General features: G+C 74.4%; 17 protein-coding genes. 5 read left to right on the top strand and 12 right to left on the bottom strand.

Annotation, left to right across the window (positions count from 1 at the left end):
• Position 1 precedes the first annotated feature (1 nt).
• The 8 genes from ACFPK1_RS30125 to nucS form a co-directional block, all read right to left on the bottom strand.
• Complete coding sequence (locus ACFPK1_RS30125) at positions 2-268, bottom strand: hypothetical protein (RefSeq protein ID WP_378024631.1); 267 nt, start codon at positions 266-268, stop codon at positions 2-4.
• Between the two features lie 11 nt (positions 269-279).
• On the bottom strand, positions 280-2,064 hold the full coding sequence (locus ACFPK1_RS30120) for a 3-hydroxyacyl-CoA dehydrogenase family protein (RefSeq protein WP_378024630.1): 1,785 nt from the start codon (positions 2,062-2,064) through the stop codon (positions 280-282).
• Between the two features lie 85 nt (positions 2,065-2,149).
• Complete coding sequence (locus tag ACFPK1_RS30115) at positions 2,150-3,595, bottom strand: DHA2 family efflux MFS transporter permease subunit (protein ID WP_378024629.1); 1,446 nt, start codon at positions 3,593-3,595, stop codon at positions 2,150-2,152.
• Positions 3,592-4,737, bottom strand: coding sequence for an MBL fold metallo-hydrolase (locus ACFPK1_RS30110; protein ID WP_378024628.1), 1,146 nt, complete (start codon positions 4,735-4,737; stop codon positions 3,592-3,594). Before ACFPK1_RS30110 ends, ACFPK1_RS30115 begins: the two co-directional genes overlap by 4 nt.
• On the bottom strand, positions 4,734-6,110 hold the full coding sequence (locus ACFPK1_RS30105; RefSeq protein WP_378024627.1) for an FAD-binding oxidoreductase: 1,377 nt from the start codon (positions 6,108-6,110) through the stop codon (positions 4,734-4,736). Before ACFPK1_RS30105 ends, ACFPK1_RS30110 begins: the two co-directional genes overlap by 4 nt.
• Before the next feature lie 61 nt (positions 6,111-6,171).
• On the bottom strand, positions 6,172-7,680 hold the full coding sequence (locus tag ACFPK1_RS30100; protein WP_378024626.1) for an aldehyde dehydrogenase family protein: 1,509 nt from the start codon (positions 7,678-7,680) through the stop codon (positions 6,172-6,174).
• Between the two features lie 101 nt (positions 7,681-7,781).
• Positions 7,782-8,267, bottom strand: a complete 486-nt coding sequence (locus tag ACFPK1_RS30095) for an HIT family protein (protein WP_378024625.1) — start codon at positions 8,265-8,267, stop codon at positions 7,782-7,784.
• Between the two features lie 33 nt (positions 8,268-8,300).
• Positions 8,301-8,960: an endonuclease NucS gene (gene nucS, locus ACFPK1_RS30090; protein ID WP_378024624.1), complete on the bottom strand. Its 660-nt coding sequence runs from the start codon at positions 8,958-8,960 to the stop codon at positions 8,301-8,303.
• Between the two features lie 94 nt (positions 8,961-9,054).
• On the opposite strand from nucS, the gene ACFPK1_RS30085 reads away from it, so the two are divergent.
• The gene (locus ACFPK1_RS30085; RefSeq protein WP_378024643.1) at positions 9,055-9,540 is read left to right on the top strand and encodes an NUDIX domain-containing protein; all 486 of its coding nucleotides are present in this window, start codon (positions 9,055-9,057) and stop codon (positions 9,538-9,540) included.
• Positions 9,541-9,590: 50 nt separating this feature from the next.
• Complete coding sequence (locus ACFPK1_RS30080) at positions 9,591-10,580, top strand: methyl-accepting chemotaxis protein (RefSeq protein ID WP_378024623.1); 990 nt, start codon at positions 9,591-9,593, stop codon at positions 10,578-10,580.
• Here ACFPK1_RS30080 and ACFPK1_RS30075 read toward each other — a convergent pair whose 3' ends face one another.
• Positions 10,581-10,973: a PaaI family thioesterase gene (locus ACFPK1_RS30075; protein WP_378024622.1), complete on the bottom strand. Its 393-nt coding sequence runs from the start codon at positions 10,971-10,973 to the stop codon at positions 10,581-10,583.
• 114 nt (positions 10,974-11,087) lie between these two features.
• On the opposite strand from ACFPK1_RS30075, the gene ACFPK1_RS30070 reads away from it, so the two are divergent.
• Positions 11,088-11,438, top strand: coding sequence for a nuclear transport factor 2 family protein (locus tag ACFPK1_RS30070; RefSeq protein WP_378024621.1), 351 nt, complete (start codon positions 11,088-11,090; stop codon positions 11,436-11,438).
• Here the strand turns inward: ACFPK1_RS30070 and ACFPK1_RS30065 are convergent, their stop codons facing one another.
• The gene (locus ACFPK1_RS30065) at positions 11,439-13,469 is read right to left on the bottom strand and encodes a protein meaA (protein WP_378024620.1); all 2,031 of its coding nucleotides are present in this window, start codon (positions 13,467-13,469) and stop codon (positions 11,439-11,441) included.
• A gap of 146 nt (positions 13,470-13,615) precedes the next feature.
• On the opposite strand from ACFPK1_RS30065, the gene ACFPK1_RS30060 reads away from it, so the two are divergent.
• Positions 13,616-13,912, top strand: coding sequence for a hypothetical protein (locus ACFPK1_RS30060; RefSeq protein ID WP_378024619.1), 297 nt, complete (start codon positions 13,616-13,618; stop codon positions 13,910-13,912).
• Between the two features lie 101 nt (positions 13,913-14,013).
• Positions 14,014-15,396, top strand: coding sequence for a cytochrome P450 (locus tag ACFPK1_RS30055; protein WP_378024618.1), 1,383 nt, complete (start codon positions 14,014-14,016; stop codon positions 15,394-15,396).
• A gap of 43 nt (positions 15,397-15,439) precedes the next feature.
• Here the strand turns inward: ACFPK1_RS30055 and murA are convergent, their stop codons facing one another.
• Both murA and ACFPK1_RS30045 read right to left on the bottom strand, forming a co-directional pair.
• On the bottom strand, positions 15,440-16,708 hold the full coding sequence (gene murA / locus ACFPK1_RS30050) for a UDP-N-acetylglucosamine 1-carboxyvinyltransferase (protein WP_378024617.1): 1,269 nt from the start codon (positions 16,706-16,708) through the stop codon (positions 15,440-15,442).
• 12 nt (positions 16,709-16,720) lie between these two features.
• On the bottom strand, positions 16,721-17,581 hold the full coding sequence (locus ACFPK1_RS30045) for an ABC transporter ATP-binding protein (RefSeq protein ID WP_378024616.1): 861 nt from the start codon (positions 17,579-17,581) through the stop codon (positions 16,721-16,723).
• Positions 17,582-17,592: the final 11 nt, after the last annotated feature.

The raw sequence follows: 17,592 nt of genomic DNA, 5'->3' as shown, positions 1-17,592 counted from the left end.
GTTAAGAGCTGCGGCGCTCCCGGCGCCAGCAGCCCGTGTGCCAGTGCCGGCGCTCCACCGTGCCCTCCGGCTCGTCGGAGGGCCACGCCACCACGTGCGGCGTGCCCGGCGGGATGTCCTGGTGGCAGCCGGGGCAGACGTAGCTCTTCGTGGCCGCGGTGCCGCTGACCGACCGCACCGTCCAGCCGTCCTCGTCGCGCAGCCAGCCGCCCCGCAGCGGAGAGGGCTCTGCTGCGGGGCGGCCCGGACGGCGAGACCTGCGGGACATCCCTGCCTGGCCTACTTCTTCTGGTAGTCCCGGAAGCCCTGCCCCGTCTTGCGGCCGAGGCGACCGGCCGTGACGAGGTGCTCCAGCAGCGGCGCCGGCGCGAAGCCCGGGACCCGGAACTCCATGTACAGCGAGCGCTCGATCGCCAGCGACACGTCCAGGCCCACGACGTCGAGCAGCGCGAACGGCCCCATCGGCAGCCCGCAGCCGTTCTTCATGGCCGAGTCGATGTCGTCGGCGGTGGCGTAGTTCGCCTCGAGCATCGCGGTCGCGTCGTTGAGGTACGGGAAGAGCAGCGCGTTGACGATGAAGCCTGCGCGGTCGCCGCAGAGCACCGGGTGCTTGCCGATCTTCGCGGTGACGGCCCGCACGGTGGAGGTGACGTCCGGGGCGGTGGTGATCGGGCTGACGATCTCCACCAGCTTCATCACCGACGCCGGGTTGAAGAAGTGCATGCCGATGACGTCGTCGGGGCGCTGCGTGGCCGCGGCGCACTCGACCACCGGCAGCGACGAGGTGGTGGTCGCGAGGATCGCGCCGGCCTTGACGACGTCGTCGAGGGCGCCGAACACGGCCTGCTTGACCTCGAGGTCCTCGGCGACGGCCTCGACGACGAGGTCGCAGTCGGCGAGGTCGTCGAACGTCGTGGTGGGCCGGACGCGGGCGAGGGTCTCGTCGCGGGCGCTCTCGGAGAGCTTGCCCTTGACGACGGCCTTCTCGAGCGACTTGCGGATGCCCGCGACCACGCCCTCGCCCTTGGCCTCGGTGCGGGCGCGGACGACCACGTCGTAGCCGGACTTCGCGAAGACCTCGGCGATGCCGGTGGCCATCGTGCCGGTGCCGACGACGCCGACGCGCTGGACCGTGCGCTGGTCGCCGCCCTCCTGACCGGGCGGCGGCGGGGTCAGCGAGTCGGCGACGACCTCGGGCGAGCCGGGGGCGGCGTAGGTGTAGAAGCCGCGCCCGGACTTCCGGCCCAGCAGCCCGGCGGTGATCATCTGCTTGAGGATCGGGGCCGGTGCGTGGCGCTGGTTGCGCGACTGCCGGTACATCGTGTCGAGGATCTCGTAGGCCGTGTCGAGGCCGATGAGGTCCATGAGGGCCAGCGGACCCATCGGGTAGCCGCAGCCGTAGCGCATGGCGGCGTCGAGGTCCTCGCGCCCGGCGTAGTGGGACTCGAACATCCCGACGGCCTGGTTGAGGTAGGTGAAGAGCAGGTTGTTGGCGATGAAGCCGGCGCGGTCGCCGCACACCACCGGGCTCTTGCCGAGCCGCACGGCCAGGTCGGTGACGTCGGCGAGCACCTCGGGGTCGGTGACGACCGTGCGCACGACCTCGACCAGCGCCTGCACCGGCGCCGGGTTGAAGAAGTGCATGCCGACCACCTGGTGGGGGCGCTCGGTGCGCACCGACAGCTCGGTGATCGACAGCGACGAGGTGTTCGAGGCGAAGATCGTGTCCGGGCCGCAGACCTTGCTCAGCGCCGCGAAGACCTCGGCCTTGAGCTCGAGGCGCTCGGGCACGGCCTCGACGACGAGGTCGACGTCGGCGAGGTCGTCGAGGTTCGTGGTGACCCGCACGCGCCCGAGCAGCGCCTCGCGGTCGTCGGCGGCCATCTTGGAGCGGTCGACGGCCCGCTGCGTCGACGCCTCGAGGGTCTCGCGACCGTGGGTGGCCGACGCCTCGTCGACCTCCACCGCGACGACCTCGATGCCGCCGCGGGCGAACACCTCGACGATCCCGGCCCCCATGGTGCCGAGACCGACCACTCCGACCCGGGCGAATTCGCGCGCCACGCCGTCACCTTCCTGCCGACGAACGATTGTCCGGGGCAGGCTCTCACCTGCCCCGGGGCGCGATCCTGCCATGGTCGGCGATGTCTCACCCGGGTCCGACGGACGGGTTCGTACCAGCGGGTAACTTGACCGTTCCGGTAGGTCCGGGCACCCGACGGGCCAGGAGCAGGGCCCCGACCAGCGCCGCCAGCACGAACGCGCCGGCGGCGACCCAGAACCCGGCGGCGATCCCCGACGGGGCGGCCGTCCGGCCCGGCACGTCGGCGTCCGCGGCGATCACCACGGCACCGATCACCGCGATGCCCAGCGTGCCGCCCAGCTGGCGGACGGTCTGGACGACGCCGGAGGCCTGGGTGCGCTCGGTGGCCGCGACCCGCGAGAGCGCGTCGGTGTTCGTCGGGGACAGCGTGAGCCCCAGGCCGATGCCGACCAGGGCCATCCCGGGCGTCTGCAGGGCGTAGTCCAGGCCCGGGAGCGCGAGCAGCCACAGCACCGTGCCGACCGCGCAGAGCACGAGCCCGGTGAGCACCGGGCCCCGCACCCCCGACCGGTCGAACCAGCGCCCGCCGATCTGCGCGGCGAGGGTCAGCGGCAGGATCAGCGGCAGCACCGCGAGCCCCGCGCTCATCGGCCCGAAGCCGAGCAGCTCCTGCAGGTAGATCGAGCTGTAGAGCACCAGCCCGAGCAGCCCGAACTGCACGAACCCCATGACGACGGCCGCGCCGGTGAAGCCGCGGTCGGCGAACAGCCGCACGTGGATGAGCGGGTCCGGGTCGCGGAGCTGGCGGACGACGAACCACCCCGTGGCCGCGAGGCCGACGGCGAGCAGGGCCAGCACCGGCGCCGACAGACCGACCGCGCCCGCGCCCTGGATCGCGAACGTGGTCAGGGCGAGGCCCGCCACCACGAGCAGGACGTCGAGGGGCCGCACGGTGGTGCCGGGGACGCGCGCGGCGGGCACCGGGGCGATCGCGACGAGCACGAGCGTCGCGATCCCGACCGGGACGTTGAGGAAGAACACCGCCCGCCAGGACACGTACTCGGTGAGCAGCCCGCCGATGAGCGGCCCGAGCGCCACGAAGATCTGGCTGATGCCGGCGAAGATCGCCATCGCGCGGCCGCGCTCGCTGGGCCCGAACGCGGCGATGACGATGGCCCCCGACACCGGCACCATCAGCGCCGCGCCGGCGCCCTGCAGCGTGCGGCAGGCGATGATCGTCGCCTCGCCCAGGGGGCCCGCCGGCGCCAGCCCGCAGCCCACCGACGCGAGGAAGAACAGGGTGACCCCGGAGCGGAACGCCCGCCGCGGGCCGAGCAGGTCCGCGGCCTTGCCGCCGAGCGCCACGAGGGCGGCGAGGGCGAGCACGTAGGCGTTGACCACCCACTGCTGGGCGGCCGGGCCCAGGGACAGCTCGCGGCCCATCGTCGGCAGCGCGACCGAGACCACCGTCTGGTCGAGCATGATCATGGACAGCGAGCCGGTCATGGCGACCAGCACGAGCCAGCGGCGGGGATCGGTCGGGGCGGTCACCGGTCCCGCCCGCGGAGCTTCCAGCCGACCATCGCGGCGGCGGCGGGCAGGAGCGCGACGCCGTGCGGCATCCCGGCGACCGGTGCGGGGTCCTCCTGGGCCGGACGCGACCAGGGCCGGTCGTCCTGGCCCCGATCGGGACGCAGCCCGATCTCGGCGAGCAGGTTGACCGACATCATGCCGGTGAAGACCGGATTGGGGTTCGGCCCGCCGCCGCCGATCTCGGCGAGGCGGCGCGTGATGTCGTCGACGAAGCGCTCCGGGGCGACCGGCTCGTGGCCGGCCGTGATGTCCAGGGCGGCCTCCTGCAGGGCCACGCCCTGCGCGAGCAGCTCGTCGAGGTGGGCCACGGCGTCGGCGCCGCGCCGGACCGTGGCGTCGTGGGCCTGGGTCACGGTGGTCACCGCGCCGTCGGCGGCCGCGGTGGCGACGGCGCCGAGCACCGTGTGCAGCTTGAGCTGGTCGGCGTCGGGCATCGCCCCGCAGCCGCCGTTGGCCTCGTCACCGAGGTGCACGAGGCCCGTGTCGGCGAGGTGGACGACCACGTGCCCGGCGGTGTGCCCCTGGCTGCGCAGCACCCGGACCGCGCCGTCGGCGAACGACCAGCCGGTCATCCGCGCCGGCCCGAGCAGGAGGCGCTCGAGCGGGCGCTCCTCGTAGGTCCGGGTCGTCGCGCCGAAGGGGTGCAGCGGCTGGAACAGCGAGACGATCTTCTTCGCGGACAGCGACGGGGGCGCGGGCAGCGGGGCGACGCCGGCGATCCCGGCGAAGGCGTGCTCCCAGTAGGCGACCGGGTGTGCCATCTGCTCGAGGTCGCGGGCCGGGACCCAGTGCTCCGCGGGCACCCCGCGCTCGGCGGCGAGCTCGTCGACCAGATCGTTGTTGCCGACGTGGTCGGTGTGGCCGTGGGTGGTCAGCAGGAGCAGGCGCGACCACGGGCCCACCCGGTCGACGGCGCCCTTCAGCGCCGCGCGGAAGGCCTCGGTGACGCCCGTGTCGACGAGCACGAGCGTGTCGCCGGCGCGGTGCACGAGCGCGTGGCCCACGTCCGGCTGCTCGCGGGCGACGTCGAGCTCCTGGCCGGTGACCAGGACGGTGCGGTCGTCGATCTCGACCACGGTGCCGAGGGGGGTCTCGGTCACGGGCGCTCCTCGTGCAGATGCGGGGGGACGTTGTGGTTGATGCGGAAGACGTTGCCCGGGTCCCACGCCGACTTGACCGCCACGAGCCGCTCCCAGGTGGCGGGCTCGTAGGCGGCGCGGACGTCGGCCGCGCCGACGTGGGCCCCGGCGAGGAAGTTGACGAGCGCGCCGCCGTCGCTCCACGGCCCGAGGTCGTCGAGCAGGGCCTGCTCGGCGGCGGTGTCGACCGCGCTCGGGCCGTCGGGGTGGGGGTAGGCCGTGGTGTAGACGGTGGCCGCGGCGTGCCGGTGGCCGACCGCGTTCGGCACGGCGGGCGGGCGGGCGAGCGCGCCGCCCATGAGGCGCATCTCGATGAGGAACGAGGTCCGCGGACCCGCGTGGCGCAGGATCGTCGCGACCGCGTCGGCGTCCGTGCGGTGCAGGACGAGCGAGCGGCTGTTGGTCGCCACCGGCGTGACGGGGTCGTTGTGGATCGTGCCGATGCGGGTGACCGGCAGGGTCGCGACGCTGTCGAGCAGCGGGGTCGCCGCGGCGCGCAGCGGGGCGATCACGTCCTCGCAGCGCTGCGGCTCCCCCGTGGAGCAGACCCGCACGTGGCAGCACCAGCGCCCGCGCAGCGGCTCCGGAACGGCGGGCACGTCGGGAAAGGTCATGAGCGCGGCCGAGAGGCTGACCTCGTCCGGGGCCACCTGGCCGGCCGCGAGCAGGGCCGCGAGCACGGGACGGGCGTCCTCGCCGGCGAAGAACAGGCCGCCGCCGTACACCTCGCCGACCTCGACGAGGTCGACCTCCATCGCCGTGACGACCCCGACGTTGCCCCCGCCCCCGCGCAGCGCCCAGAACAGGTCGGGGTGCTCGCCGGCGCTCACCCGGCGGGCGACCCCGTCGGCGGTGACCACGTCGAGGCGGCGGACGTGATCGGCCGCGAAGCCCCAGCGCCGCCCGAGCTCGCCGAGCCCGCCACCCAGGGTGTACGAGACGGCGCCCACCGCAGGCGCCGAGCCGAGCAGCGGGGCGAGGCCGTGGGGTGACGACTCCTCCAGCACGCGCCCCCAGGTCACCCCGGCCTCGACCCGGGCGGTGCGCGCGGCGGGGTCCACGTCGACACCGTCCATCCGCCGCGTGGTGATCAGCAGCGCCGACCCGTCGGCGGGCACGGTGATCCCGTGCCCCGTCGCCTGCACGCCGACCGCGAGCCCCGTCGCCACGGCGTGCCCGACGGCGGCGACGACGTCGTCCGCGCCCGTCGCGCCCACGACCACCGCCGGGCGCTGGCGCACCGACAGGTCGAACCCCGCGAGCTCGTCGTCGTACCCGTCGTCACCCGGACAGAGCACCGGGCCGGCGACGCGCTGTCGGAGATCCTGGGGCACACGGGTGAGCCTGACCTATCGGCGGCCCCTCACCAAGACGCCGGACGCGTGATCGAGTGACTCAGCGACGCCGGCCGTAGAGGACGCTCACGAGGCCCGCGAGGACCTTCACCACCCAGCCGGGGCGGTCGAACGTCATGACGTTGACGCTGCGGAAGCGGCGCTCGGAGATCGCGAGGGGGCGGGTGAACTCGCGCAGGCCGTCGACGCCGTGGATGCGCCCGAAGCCGGAGTCGCCGACGCCGCCGAAGGGCAGCGACGGGATGCCGGCGAAGGCGATGACGCCGTTGACCGACACCATGCCCGCGCGCAGCCGGCGGGCGACCTCGTGGCCGCGCTTGCGGGCGAACACCGCGGCACCGAGGCCGTAGCGCGAGGCGTTGGCGCGCTCGACGGCCTCGTCGATGTCGCGCACCCGGTTGACGACGACCGTCGGGCCGAACGTCTCGTCGGTGACGGCGCTGGAGTCCTCGGGGACGTCGGCGAGCACCACGGGGTCGACGTAGGGCGCGCGCACCGACTCGCGGCCGCCGACCACGGCGCGGGCGCCGCGGGTGAGCGCGTCGTCGATCTGCCCGGAGATGACGCCGAGCTGGGAGGGCATGGTGATCGGCCCGTACGCGGAGTCGGGCGCTCCGCCGGGCCGGATGGTGGCGGCGCGGCGGGCGACCCGGTCGAGCAGGTCCTCGGCGACGGAGTCCACGACGTAGACGCGCTCGACGCCGACGCAGGTCTGCCCGGCGTTCGACATCGCGCCCCAGACCACGGCCGCGGCGGCGTCGTCGAGGTCGGCGTCGGCGTCGACGAGCAGGGCGTCCTTGCCGCCGCACTCGACGAGCACCGGGGTCAGCCTCTCCGCGCAGGTGGCCATGACCTTCTTGGCGGTGGCCGTCGAGCCGGTGAACGCGACCTTGTCGACGCCCGCGCGGCACAGGGCGGCGCCGGTCTCGCCCTCGCCGGTGACGAGCTGGAACACGGCGTCCTCGCCGACCGCCTCGACGAAGGTGTCGACGAGCCAGCGCCCGACGCCCGGGGTCAGCTCGCTGGGCTTGAACACGACGGTGTTGCCGGCGGCGAGCGCGTAGGCGATCGAGCCCATCGGCGTGAACACCGGGTAGTTCCACGGCCCGAGCACCCCGACGACCCCGAGCGCCGGGTACTCGACGGTGGCCTTGTGGTTGATCATCAGCAGGCCGGCGGCGGCGTTGCGCGGCCCGAGCACCTTCTCGGCGTGCGTGGCGGCCCAGTGCAGGTGGTCGAGGGCGAGGATGCCCTCGATGCGCGCGTCGTCGAGCGGCTTGCCGGTCTCGCGGCTGACGACGGCGGCGAGCTCCTCGCGGCGCCGGTCGATCAGCTGGCGCCAGGCCGCGAGCTTGTGCGACCGCCCGCTGAACCCGAGGTCGGTCCACCACCGCGACGCCCGCCGCGCCCGCGCGACCGTCGCCTCGACCTGCTCGGGCGTGTGCCGCGGGTAGGACGCGATGACCTCGCCGGAGCGGGGGTCGAGGGAGTCGAAAGTGGTCTGCGCAGAGGAGGCGGGCACCGTCCCCGCGTCGCGGGTGCTCGTCATACGCCGAATCTACGCACCAGTAGCGGTCAGGCGCGACTGTTCGTTCGTGTCAGCGGCGTGGCGTCGCTGACGCTGAACGTCCGTATCGCCACGCGCTCGATTCAGGGCACGGCGGCGCGGATGCGGTCCGCGGTCGCGTCGAGGCTCGCCCGCCCCGGGCGCGTCCACGCGCCGAGCAGGCGCAGTCCGTCGCCGCGCCGGCGGGGGATGACGTGCAGGTGCACGTGCCACACCGTCTGCCAGGCGACCGCGCCGTCGGCGAGCAGGAGGTTCACGCCGTCGGCGAGCCCGGCGGCGCGCAGCCCCGCGGCCACGCGCCGCGCCAGCGCCCACACCGCGGCGCCGTCGGCGTCGGTGGTGTCCGCGAGGTGCGCCGCGTGCGCCCGGGGCACGACGAGCACGTGGCCCGGGGTGACCGGTTGCAGGTCGAGGAACGCGACCGCCCCGTCGGACACCGCGACGACGCTCGCCTCGCCACGCCCGTCGACGATGCGGCAGAACACGCACTCGCCGTCGACCTCGGCCGGCAGGTGCTCGCGCACGCGACCGAGGCGCCGGCCGACCGCGCGCCGCAGACGCCGGAGCATCAGGACAGCCGGACCATCAGGACGGCCAGGGCATCAGAACAGGCGGAACTCGTCGACCTCGGCACCGCGCAGGGCGTCGTAGTCGAGCGTCACGCAGCGGATGCCGCGGTCGGTGGCGAGCGTGCGGGCCTGCGGCTTGATCTGCTGCGCCGCGAACACCCCGGCCACCGGCGTCAGCAGCGGATCCCGGTTGAGCAGCTCCAGGTAGCGGGTCAGCTGCTCGACGCCGTCGATCTCCCCGCGCCGCTTGATCTCGACCGCGACGGAGCGCCCGGCGTCGTCGCGGCAGAGCAGGTCGACCGGGCCGATCGCCGTCGGGTACTCGCGGCGCACCAGCGACCAGCCCTCCCCCAGCGTCGTGACGTGCGCGGCGAGCAGCTCCTGCAGGTGGGCCTCCACGCCGTCCTTGACCAGGCCCGGGTCGACGCCCAGCTCGTGGCTGGAGTCGTGCTGGATCTCCTCGAGGGTGATCGTCAGCGTCTCGTCGGCCTTGTTGCGCACCGTCCAGACGCCCGGGGCCTCGGTGAGCCAGCACGGCGGGCTCATCCAGTTCAGCGGCTTGTAGGCCCGGTCGTCGGCGTGCACGCTCACCGACCCGTCCGCCTTGACCAGCAGCAGCCGCAGGGCACTCGGCAGGTGCGCGGTCAGGCGGCCGGCGTAGTCGACCGTGCACCGGGCGATGACGAGACGCACGGCCCAGAGACTAGGAGACGGCCGACGTGGATCATCCCGGGGTGTGGAGCAGCCCGTGACGACGAGCAGCCGCGACGTCTACGCCAATCCCTGGATGACGCTGCGGGAGGACACGTTCCGCCGCGCCGACGGTTCCGAGGGCCTGTACGGCGTGGTCGACAAGCCCGACTACGCGCTGGTCCTGGCGCTCGACGGGGACCGCCTGGCGATGGTCGAGCAGTACCGCTACCCGCTGGGCCTGCGGCGCTGGGAGTTCCCGCAGGGCACCGCGCCCGACCGCGCCGAGATGCCCGCCCAGGAGCTCGCCGCCCGCGAGCTGCGCGAGGAGACCGGTCTGCGCGCGGCCACCTGGACCTACCTCGGCCTGCTCGACGTCGCCCCCGGCGTGTCCTCGCAGCGCGGCCGGGCCTTCCTCGCCACCGACCTCACCGAGGGCCGCCCCGAGCGCGAGGCCACCGAGGCCGACATGCGCTCGGCCTGGGTGACGCGCACCGAGTTCGAGGCCCGCGCGCGCGCCGGCGAGATCACCGACGCGCAGAGCCTCGCCGCCTACGCCCTGCTGCTGCTCCGGTCGTCGTAGCCGCCGCTCGGCCGCGCGTGGACCCGCCCGTGCGCGGGCAGAGTGGAGGCATGGCGTTGGTGCGGCTCGGGCCGCTGTCGGTACCCACCCCGGGCGAGGTGCTCGGCACGAGCCGCTCGGTCGTCGGCTGGGTCGGCGAGGTCGTCGACGTCGGCGCGCGTCTGCCCGGGCGGGTGGAGGGGCTCCTGGACGAGGTGACGCGCCTGGTCGGCGTGCTCGGGCAGCTCGCCGAGCGCGTCGACGGCCTGGTCGACCGCGCGGACACCATCGTCGTCCGTGTTGACGGCGTCATGGAGCGGGTCGACGGCGTCCTCGGCGAGACCCGGCGGATCACCGAGGGCGCGAACGAGGTCGTCGGCTCGGCACGCTCGATCACCAGCGGCGCCGAGGAGGTCGTCGGCAGCGCCCGGCGCATCACCGGCGGCGCCGAGGAGGTCGTCGGCAGCGCGCGGAAGATCACCGAGGGCGCCGACGAGGTCGTGGCGTCGGCGCGCGGCATCACCGGCGGCGCGAGCGAGGTCGTCGACTCGGCGCGGCGCATCACCAGCGGCGCGGACGAGGTCGTCGGCTCGGCCCGGCAGATCACGTCCGGCGCATCCGAGGTCGTCGACTCCGCCCGCTCCATCACCAGCGGCGCCGAGGGCGTCGTCGGCAGCGCCCGGGAGATCACCGAGGGCGCCCGGGGGATCGTCGACGGTGCCGGCGCGACGAGCCGCTCGGCCCAGGAGCTGCTCGACACCTACCGTCCGATGCTCGAGCGCGCCGCCCCGCTGGCCGGCAAGTTCGTCGACGAGCTCAGCCAGGAGGAGGTCGACGCGGCGATCAAGCTGGTGGACGAGCTCCCGCAGTTCACCGAGCACATGGTCACCGACATCATGCCGATCCTCGCGACCCTCGACCGCGTCGGACCGGACCTCCACGAGCTGCTCGACGTCACCAAGGACCTGCGCCGCGCGATCGACGGCATCCCGGGCTTCTCGTTCCTGAAGAAGCGGGGCGCGGCGAAGGACGACGAGGAGGACGAGATCACGCAGGAGTGATCACGCCGGGATGACCGCCTGCGTCTGCGTCGTCCGCGCGACGAGGCGGCCGCGGTCGTCGGTGAGGTCGGTCTGCACGACGATCTGGGTGCGCCCGGCGTGCACCGGGCGCGCCGTCGCGCGGACCGCGGAGCCCGACACCGCGCGCAGCAGGTGCGTCCCCGACTGCGTGGTGGCGGTCCGCGCCCCGGGCGGCAGGCCCAGGAACGCGCAGACGGCGCCCGCGGTGTCGGCGAGGGCCATCAGCGCGCCGCCGTGCAGCAGCCCGCCGACGGTGGTGTGCGCGTCGGACCAGGGCAGCACGGCGACGGTCTCGTCGGGACCCGCGGTCTCGAGGTGGATGCGGAGGCCGGCGGCGAAGGGCATGGCGGCGACGAGCTCGTCCGGGGTCATGACGGACAGCGTCGGGCCCGCGGGCGGTGATCGTCCATGACCTGCGAGGTCATCGACCCGGCTACCGGGCGGCGGTCAGGGTTCTCCCCGTCAGCCACGACGAAGGAGGACCCCATGAACACCGTCGACCGTTACCTCGCCGCCTGGAACACGACCGACCCCGCGGCGCGCCGCGACGCGGTCGCCGCCGCGTTCACGCCCGACGCGCGCTACGTCGACCCGCTGGCCGACGTCTCCGGCCACGACGGCGTCGACGCGCTGATCGCGGGCGCACAGGAGCAGTTCGCGGGCCTGACGTTCTCGCGCGGCGACGTGCTCGACGCCCACCACGACGTCGTCCGCTTCACCTGGCACCTCGGGCCCGCGGGGGCCGAGCCCGTCGTCGTCGGGTTCGACGTCGCCGAGATCGCGCAGGACGGGCGGCTGCGCACCGTCCACGGCTTCCTCGACAAGGTCCCCGGCTGATCAGGCCCCCGCGACGGGTGCCGGCGCCGGCGAGTCGAGACCGTTGGCCTCGCGGACGACGTCGACGAACTCGCCCATGATCCCGGTCAGCGAGTAGGTCTTCGGCGTGACGATGCGCTGGACACCGAGGCGCTGGAGCTGCTCGGCGTCGGCGGGCGGGATGATCCCGCCGACGACCACCGGGATGTCGTCGGCACCCGCGCGGGCCAGCCCGTCGAGCACCGCGGGCACGACCTCGAGGTGCGAGCCGGACAGCACCGACAGGCCCACGACGTGCACGCCCTCCTGCACGGCGGCCGCGACGATCTCGGCCGGCGTCAGGCGGATGCCCTGATAGATGACCTCGAAGCCGGCGTCGCGGGCGCGCACGGCGATCTGCTCGGCGCCGTTGGAGTGCCCGTCGAGGCCCGGCTTGCCGACCAGCATGCGCAGCGACGCCGTGCCCATCTCCTCGGCCGTGCGCCGCACGCGGTCGCGCACCGCGGCGAGCTCCTCCGGGGCCTCGCCGGCGCCCGAGGTCGCCGCGGAGACGCCGGTCGGGGCCCGGTATGAGCCGAAGACGTCGCGCAGCGCGCCCGCCCACTCGCCGGTCGTCACGCCGGCACGGGCGCACTCGAGGGTGGCCTCCATGAGGTTCTCGTCGGTCCCCGCGGCCGTTCGCAGGTGGTCGAGAGCGGCGTCGGCGGCCTCCTGGTCGCGCGAGGAGCGCCACTCCTGCACAGCGCGGGCGGCCTCCTGCTCGACCGACTTCTCCACCGTGAAGATCGCCTCGGCGCCCTCGGCCTGCAACGGGCTGGGCTCGGTGGAGGTGAACCTGTTGACGCCGACCACGACGTCCTCGCCCGACTCCATCCGCTGGCGGCGCGCCGCGAGCGACGACACGAGCTGCGACTTCATGTAGCCGGAGTCGACCGCGGGCACGGCGCCGCCCATGTCGGCGACCTTGGCCATCTCCGCGCGGGCGCCCTCGACGATCGCCGCGGTCTTGGCCTCCATGACGTGCGACCCGGCGAAGACGTCGTCGTGGTCGAGCAGGTCGGTCTCGTAGGCCAGCACCTGCTGCATCCGCAGCGCCCACTGCTGGTCCCACGGGCGCGGCAGGCCGAGCGCCTCGTTCCAGGCCGGCAGCTGCACCGCGCGGGCGCGGGCGTCGCGCGACAGCGTCACCGCGAGCATCTCGAGCACGATGCGCTGGACGTTGTTCTCCGGCTGGGCCTCCGTGAGCCCCAGCGAGTTGACCTGCACGCCGTAGCGGAAGCGGCGCATCTTCTCGTCGGTGACGCCGTAGCGCTCGCGGCAGAGCTCGTCCCAGAGCTGCGAGAACGCGCGGAGCTTCGCGATCTCCTCGATGAAGTGCAGCCCGGCGTTGACGAAGAACGAGATGCGCCCGACGACCTGGCCGAACTTCTCCGGCGGCACCTGGCCCGAGTCGCGCACCGCGTCGAGCACCGCGATCGCCGTCGAGAGCGTGTAGGCGACCTCCTGCGTCGGCGTCGCCCCGGCCTCCTGCAGGTGGTAGCTGCAGATGTTGATGGGGTTCCACTTCGGGACGTTGAGGTACGTCCACGCGATCATGTCGGTGATCAGCCGGACGCTCGGCGCCGGCGGGAAGGCGTACGTCCCGCGGGACAGGTACTCCTTGACGATGTCGTTCTGCGTGGTGCCCGCGAGCTTCTCGCGGTCGGCCCCGTGCTCGTCGGCGACGGTGACGTAGAGCGCCAGCATGTACATCGCCGTCGCGTTGATCGTCATCGACGTGTTGGCGTCGTTGAGCGGGATGCCGTCGAAGAGCGCCCGCATGTCGCCGATGTGCGACACCGGCACGCCGACCTTGCCGACCTCGCCCTTCGCGAGCTCGTGGTCGGGGTCGTAGCCGGTCTGCGTGGGCAGGTCGAAGGCCACCGAGAGGCCGGTCTGGCCCTTCTCCAGGTTGCGCCGGTAGAGCTCGTTCGACGCGCGTGCCGACGAGTGGCCGGCGTAGGTTCGCATGACCCAGGGCCGGTCGCGGGCGTCGTCACTGGGATAGGGCACGTCGGGTACCTCCGCGCTGCGCTTCGTCACCTGGCGATGACCCGCTGATGTTACCGACGGGTCTCCGTCACGGAATCGCACGCAGGATGCCGTGGCCCACAGGATCGGTCAGGATGGAGACGGAGCGCGGACGAGGGAGACACGCCATGGTCGGGTCGATCGGGGAGATCCTGCTGGCGATCGCCCTGATCATCCTGCTCGCCGGGGTGCTGCGCTGGACCTTCGGCCGCGGACCCCAGGGCGCGCTGCCCGACGAGACCGGCGACCTCGGCCTGCTCGAGACCGTCGCCGTCGTCCCCACGCGCGAGGCCGCCGACCTGCTCGTGGCGAAGCTCGCCCGCGAGAAGGTGCGCGTGACGCTCAGCCACGGCGTCGAGGGCTGGCGGCTGCTCGCCTTCCCGGGCGACGCCGACGACGCCCGCGTGGTGCTGCGCGGCACCTGACGCGCCGGACCCGACGCGCGTAGGAGCACCTCACCGACGGGTACGACACGAACGGTTGACCTCCTCAGCCGCCTCGTGCCGCCCGTCCCCGGAGGTCCCCCGTGCCGTTCACTCCGCACTCCGACGCCCCGGTCGGCCCGGTCGCGACGGAGCTCGTGCCGCGCCTCGGCCTCGCCGACACCCTCCGGGTGGCGCTGGGGGTGGTGGCGCCGACCCTCGCGCAGGGCGTCATCGCCCGCCGCCCGCGCGTCGTGGCCCTCGCCGAGCGCCTCGACCTCGACGGCCGGGCCGTCGCCACGGTCCAGGGCCTGCACCGGCGCCACGGCAACGGGCCGGTGCGCCTCGCGATCCCCGGACGGCGCGTCGCGCTGGTGCTGGGGCCGGACGACGTGCACGCGGTACTCGCCGGATCCCCGGACCCGTTCGCGCTGGCCAACCGCGAGAAGCGGGGAGCGCTGGGCCAGTTCCAGCCGCACGGCGTGCTCGCCTCGCACGGCGCGGCGCGGGCGCGGCGGCGTGAGGTCAACGAGCGCGTGCTCGACACCCCGCACCCGGTGCACCGCCTGGCCCCGTCGCTCGTGGCCACGGTGCGCGAGGAGGCGCGCGCGGTGGCGCGGCGGGCCGGGTCGTCGGGGCGGCTGGACTGGCCGACGTTCTCGGCGGGCTGGCGCCGCACGGTGCGCCGGGTGGTGCTCGGTGACGCCGCCGCCGACGACGAGGCGCTGCAGGGCGACCTCGACGCGCTGCGGTCCCGGGCGAACTGGTCGTACCTCCTGCCCCGCGACCGCACCCGCCGCGACCGCCTGCGCCGCCGGCTCGCCGCCCACCTCGAGCGCGCGGAGGACGGCAGCCTCGCCGGTCTGCTCGCCGCCACCGCCGGCGGCGACGCCGAGGTGGACCCCGTCGACCAGATCCCGCAGTGGCTCTTCGCCTTCGACCCGGCGGGCATGGCCGCGATCCGGGCCCTCGCGCTGCTCGCCGTCGACCCCGCGGAGCGGGCGCGGGTGCGGGCCGACCTGACCGGCGCCGACCTCGACGCCCCGCAGGAGCTGCGGCGACTGCGCGCGGCGGTGCTCGAGTCGGTGCGGCTGTGGCCGACCACGCCGATGATCCTGCGCGAGACCACCCGCGACACCGAGTGGGGCGGGGCGTGTCTGCCCGCCGGGACGGCGGTCGCGGTCTACGCCCCGTTCTTCCACCGCGACGGCGACACCCTCGGCGTCGCGGACCGGTTCGCGCCCGGGCTCTGGCTCGGCGACGGCCCCGTGGGCGACGCGCGCACGACCTGGCCGCTGGTGCCGTTCAGCGAGGGCCCGGGCGTCTGCCCCGGCCAGAACCTCGTGCTGCTGGCCACCAGCACGTTCCTGGCGACCCTGCTCGAGCACCACGAGCACGCGCTGGCGCACCCGCGCCGGCTCGACCCCGCGCACCTGCCCGGCGTCATCAGCCCGTTCCGCGTGCGCTTCCGCACCACCGCCGTGTGAGCACCTTCCGGCCCTCCAGGGCCGGAAAGTGCTCACACAGGACTCAGCGCTGGGGCGGGGCGACGATGCGGTGGATGCCGCCGCCGAGGGCGGCGAGGTTCTCGACGAACAGCGGGTAGCCGCGGTCGATGTGCGCGACGTCCCAGACCTCGGTCTCGCCGTCGGCGCACAGCCCGGCGAGCACCAGGCCCGCCCCGGCGCGGATGTCCGAGGCCCACACCGGCGCCGACGAGAGCCGTCGCACCCCGCGGACCACGGCGTGGTGGCCGTCGGTGCGCGCGTCGGCCCCGAGCCGCACCATCTCCTCGACGAACCGGAAGCGCCCCTCGAAGACGTTCTCGGTGATCATCGAGGTGCCCTCGGAGATCGCCGAGAGCGCGATCGCCATGGGCTGCAGGTCGGTGGCGAAGCCCGGGTAGGGCAGCGTCACCCAGTCGACCGAGCGCGGCCGGCCGTCCATGACGACCCGGAAGCCGCCGTCGAGCGTGGAGACCTGCGCGCCGGCCTGGCCCAGCCGGTCGAGCACCAGGTCGAGGTGGTGGGGGTCGACGCCGCGCACGGTGACGTCGCCGCCGGCCATCGCCGCGGCGAAGCCCCAGGTGGCGCCGACGATCCGGTCGCCGATCACCCGGTGCGTCGTCGGCGTCAGCGGCCCGCCGCCGTGGACGGTCAGGGTCGACGTGCCGCCGCCCTCGATCTTGGCGCCCATCTGCTGGAGCATCGTGACGAGGTCGACGATCTCCGGCTCGCGCGCGGCGTTGTCGATGACCGTGGTGCCGTCGGCGAACACGGCGGCCATGAGGATGTTCTCGGTGGCCCCGACGCTGGGGAAGTCGAGCCAGATCTGGGCCCCGCGCAGGGTCTCGGCGCCCGCGACCACGCAGCCGTGCGAGATCTCGCTCGACGCGCCGAGCAGGCGCAGGCCCGCCTGGTGCATGTCGAGCGGGCGCGAGCCGATCGCGTCGCCGCCGGGCAGCGGCACCACCGCGCGCCGGCAGCGCGCCACCAGCGGCCCCAGCACGCACACCGAGGCCCGCAGCCGCGACACCGAGCGGTAGTCCGCCTCCGGGGTCAGCTCGGCCGGGACGTCGATGGTGACCGTGTCGCCCGCGACGGCCACCGCGCACCCCAGGCTGCGCAGCACGTCGGCCATGAGGGGGACGTCAAGGATCTCCGGACAGTTGGTGATGACCGTCCGGCCCTCGGCCAGCAGGGCGGCCGCCATCAGCTTGAGCACGCTGTTCTTGGCGCCGACGACGTCGACCGCCCCGGACAGAGGTCCCGAGCCGTGCACCACGAAGTGCTCGTTCATCGCGCGGGAACGCTACCCGCCCGCCACGGAGCGGCCGTCGCCAGCACCCTCGACGCTGCCGCCATCGACCATCAGGGGGCCCGCCATCCACCCGGGTCGGCGCGGCACGACCATGGGCGTGCCGGTCTCCGGGTCGGGCAGGACGCGGCAGGCCAGGCCGTAGACGTCGGTGACGAGCTCCTCGGTGAGCACGTCCTGCGGCGCCCCGGTCGCGGCGACGACCCCGCCCCGGCGCAGCGCGACGAGGTGCGAGGCGTAGCGGGCGGCCTGGTTGAGGTCGTGCAGCACGGCGACCAGCGTGCGGCCGTGCTCGGCGTGCAGGCGCGCGCAGAGCTCGAGCACGTCGATCTGGTGGGAGATGTCGAGGTAGGTCGTCGGCTCGTCGAGCAGCAGGATCGGCGTCTCCTGGGCCAGCGCCATCGCGAGCCACACCCGCTGGCGCTGGCCGCCGGAGAGCTCGTCGACCAGCCGCGGGGCGAGGTCGGCGACGTTCGTGAGCGCCATGGCCTCCGCGACGGCCACCTCGTCGGCGTCCGACCACTGCTTGAGCAGCTGCTGGTGGGGGTAGCGGCCGCGGGCGACGAGGTCGCCGACGGTGATGCCGCCGGGCGCCGTGGCGGTCTGGGGCAGCAGGCCCAGGCGGCGCGCCACCTCCTTCGACCGGTAGCTCGCGATCTCCTGCCCGTCCAGCAGCACCGCGCCGGCCTGCGGCGCGAGCACCCGCGCCAGCGCCGCGAGCAGCGTCGACTTGCCGCAGGCGTTCGGCCCCACGATCGCCGTGAACGAGTCGTCCGGGATCTCCACGGAGAGGTCGCGGGCCACCGTGCGGCCCTCGTAGCCCAGCGTGACGTCGCGGGCGAGCAGGCGGGTCATGGGGCTCCTGC

The sequence above is a fragment of the Actinomycetospora rhizophila genome, from assembly GCF_042657905.1.
Lineage (GTDB): Bacteria > Actinomycetota > Actinomycetes > Mycobacteriales > Pseudonocardiaceae > Actinomycetospora > Actinomycetospora rhizophila.
This window is presented reverse-complemented; position numbering and strand designations above follow the sequence as displayed.

Coding starts and splice junctions, on each gene's coding strand:
- ACFPK1_RS30125 (WP_378024631.1), bottom strand. CDS start 268: ATGTCCCGCAGGTCTCGCCGTCCGGGCCGCCCCGCAGCAGAGCCCTCT.
- ACFPK1_RS30100 (WP_378024626.1), bottom strand. CDS start 7,680: ATGACGAGCACCCGCGACGCGGGGACGGTGCCCGCCTCCTCTGCGCAG.
- ACFPK1_RS30095 (WP_378024625.1), bottom strand. CDS start 8,267: ATGCTCCGGCGTCTGCGGCGCGCGGTCGGCCGGCGCCTCGGTCGCGTG.
- ACFPK1_RS30085 (WP_378024643.1), top strand. CDS start 9,055: ATGACGCTGCGGGAGGACACGTTCCGCCGCGCCGACGGTTCCGAGGGC.
- ACFPK1_RS30080 (WP_378024623.1), top strand. CDS start 9,591: ATGGCGTTGGTGCGGCTCGGGCCGCTGTCGGTACCCACCCCGGGCGAG.
- ACFPK1_RS30075 (WP_378024622.1), bottom strand. CDS start 10,973: ATGACCCCGGACGAGCTCGTCGCCGCCATGCCCTTCGCCGCCGGCCTC.
- ACFPK1_RS30070 (WP_378024621.1), top strand. CDS start 11,088: ATGAACACCGTCGACCGTTACCTCGCCGCCTGGAACACGACCGACCCC.
- ACFPK1_RS30060 (WP_378024619.1), top strand. CDS start 13,616: ATGGTCGGGTCGATCGGGGAGATCCTGCTGGCGATCGCCCTGATCATC.
- murA (WP_378024617.1), bottom strand. CDS start 16,708: ATGAACGAGCACTTCGTGGTGCACGGCTCGGGACCTCTGTCCGGGGCG.
- ACFPK1_RS30045 (WP_378024616.1), bottom strand. CDS start 17,581: ATGACCCGCCTGCTCGCCCGCGACGTCACGCTGGGCTACGAGGGCCGC.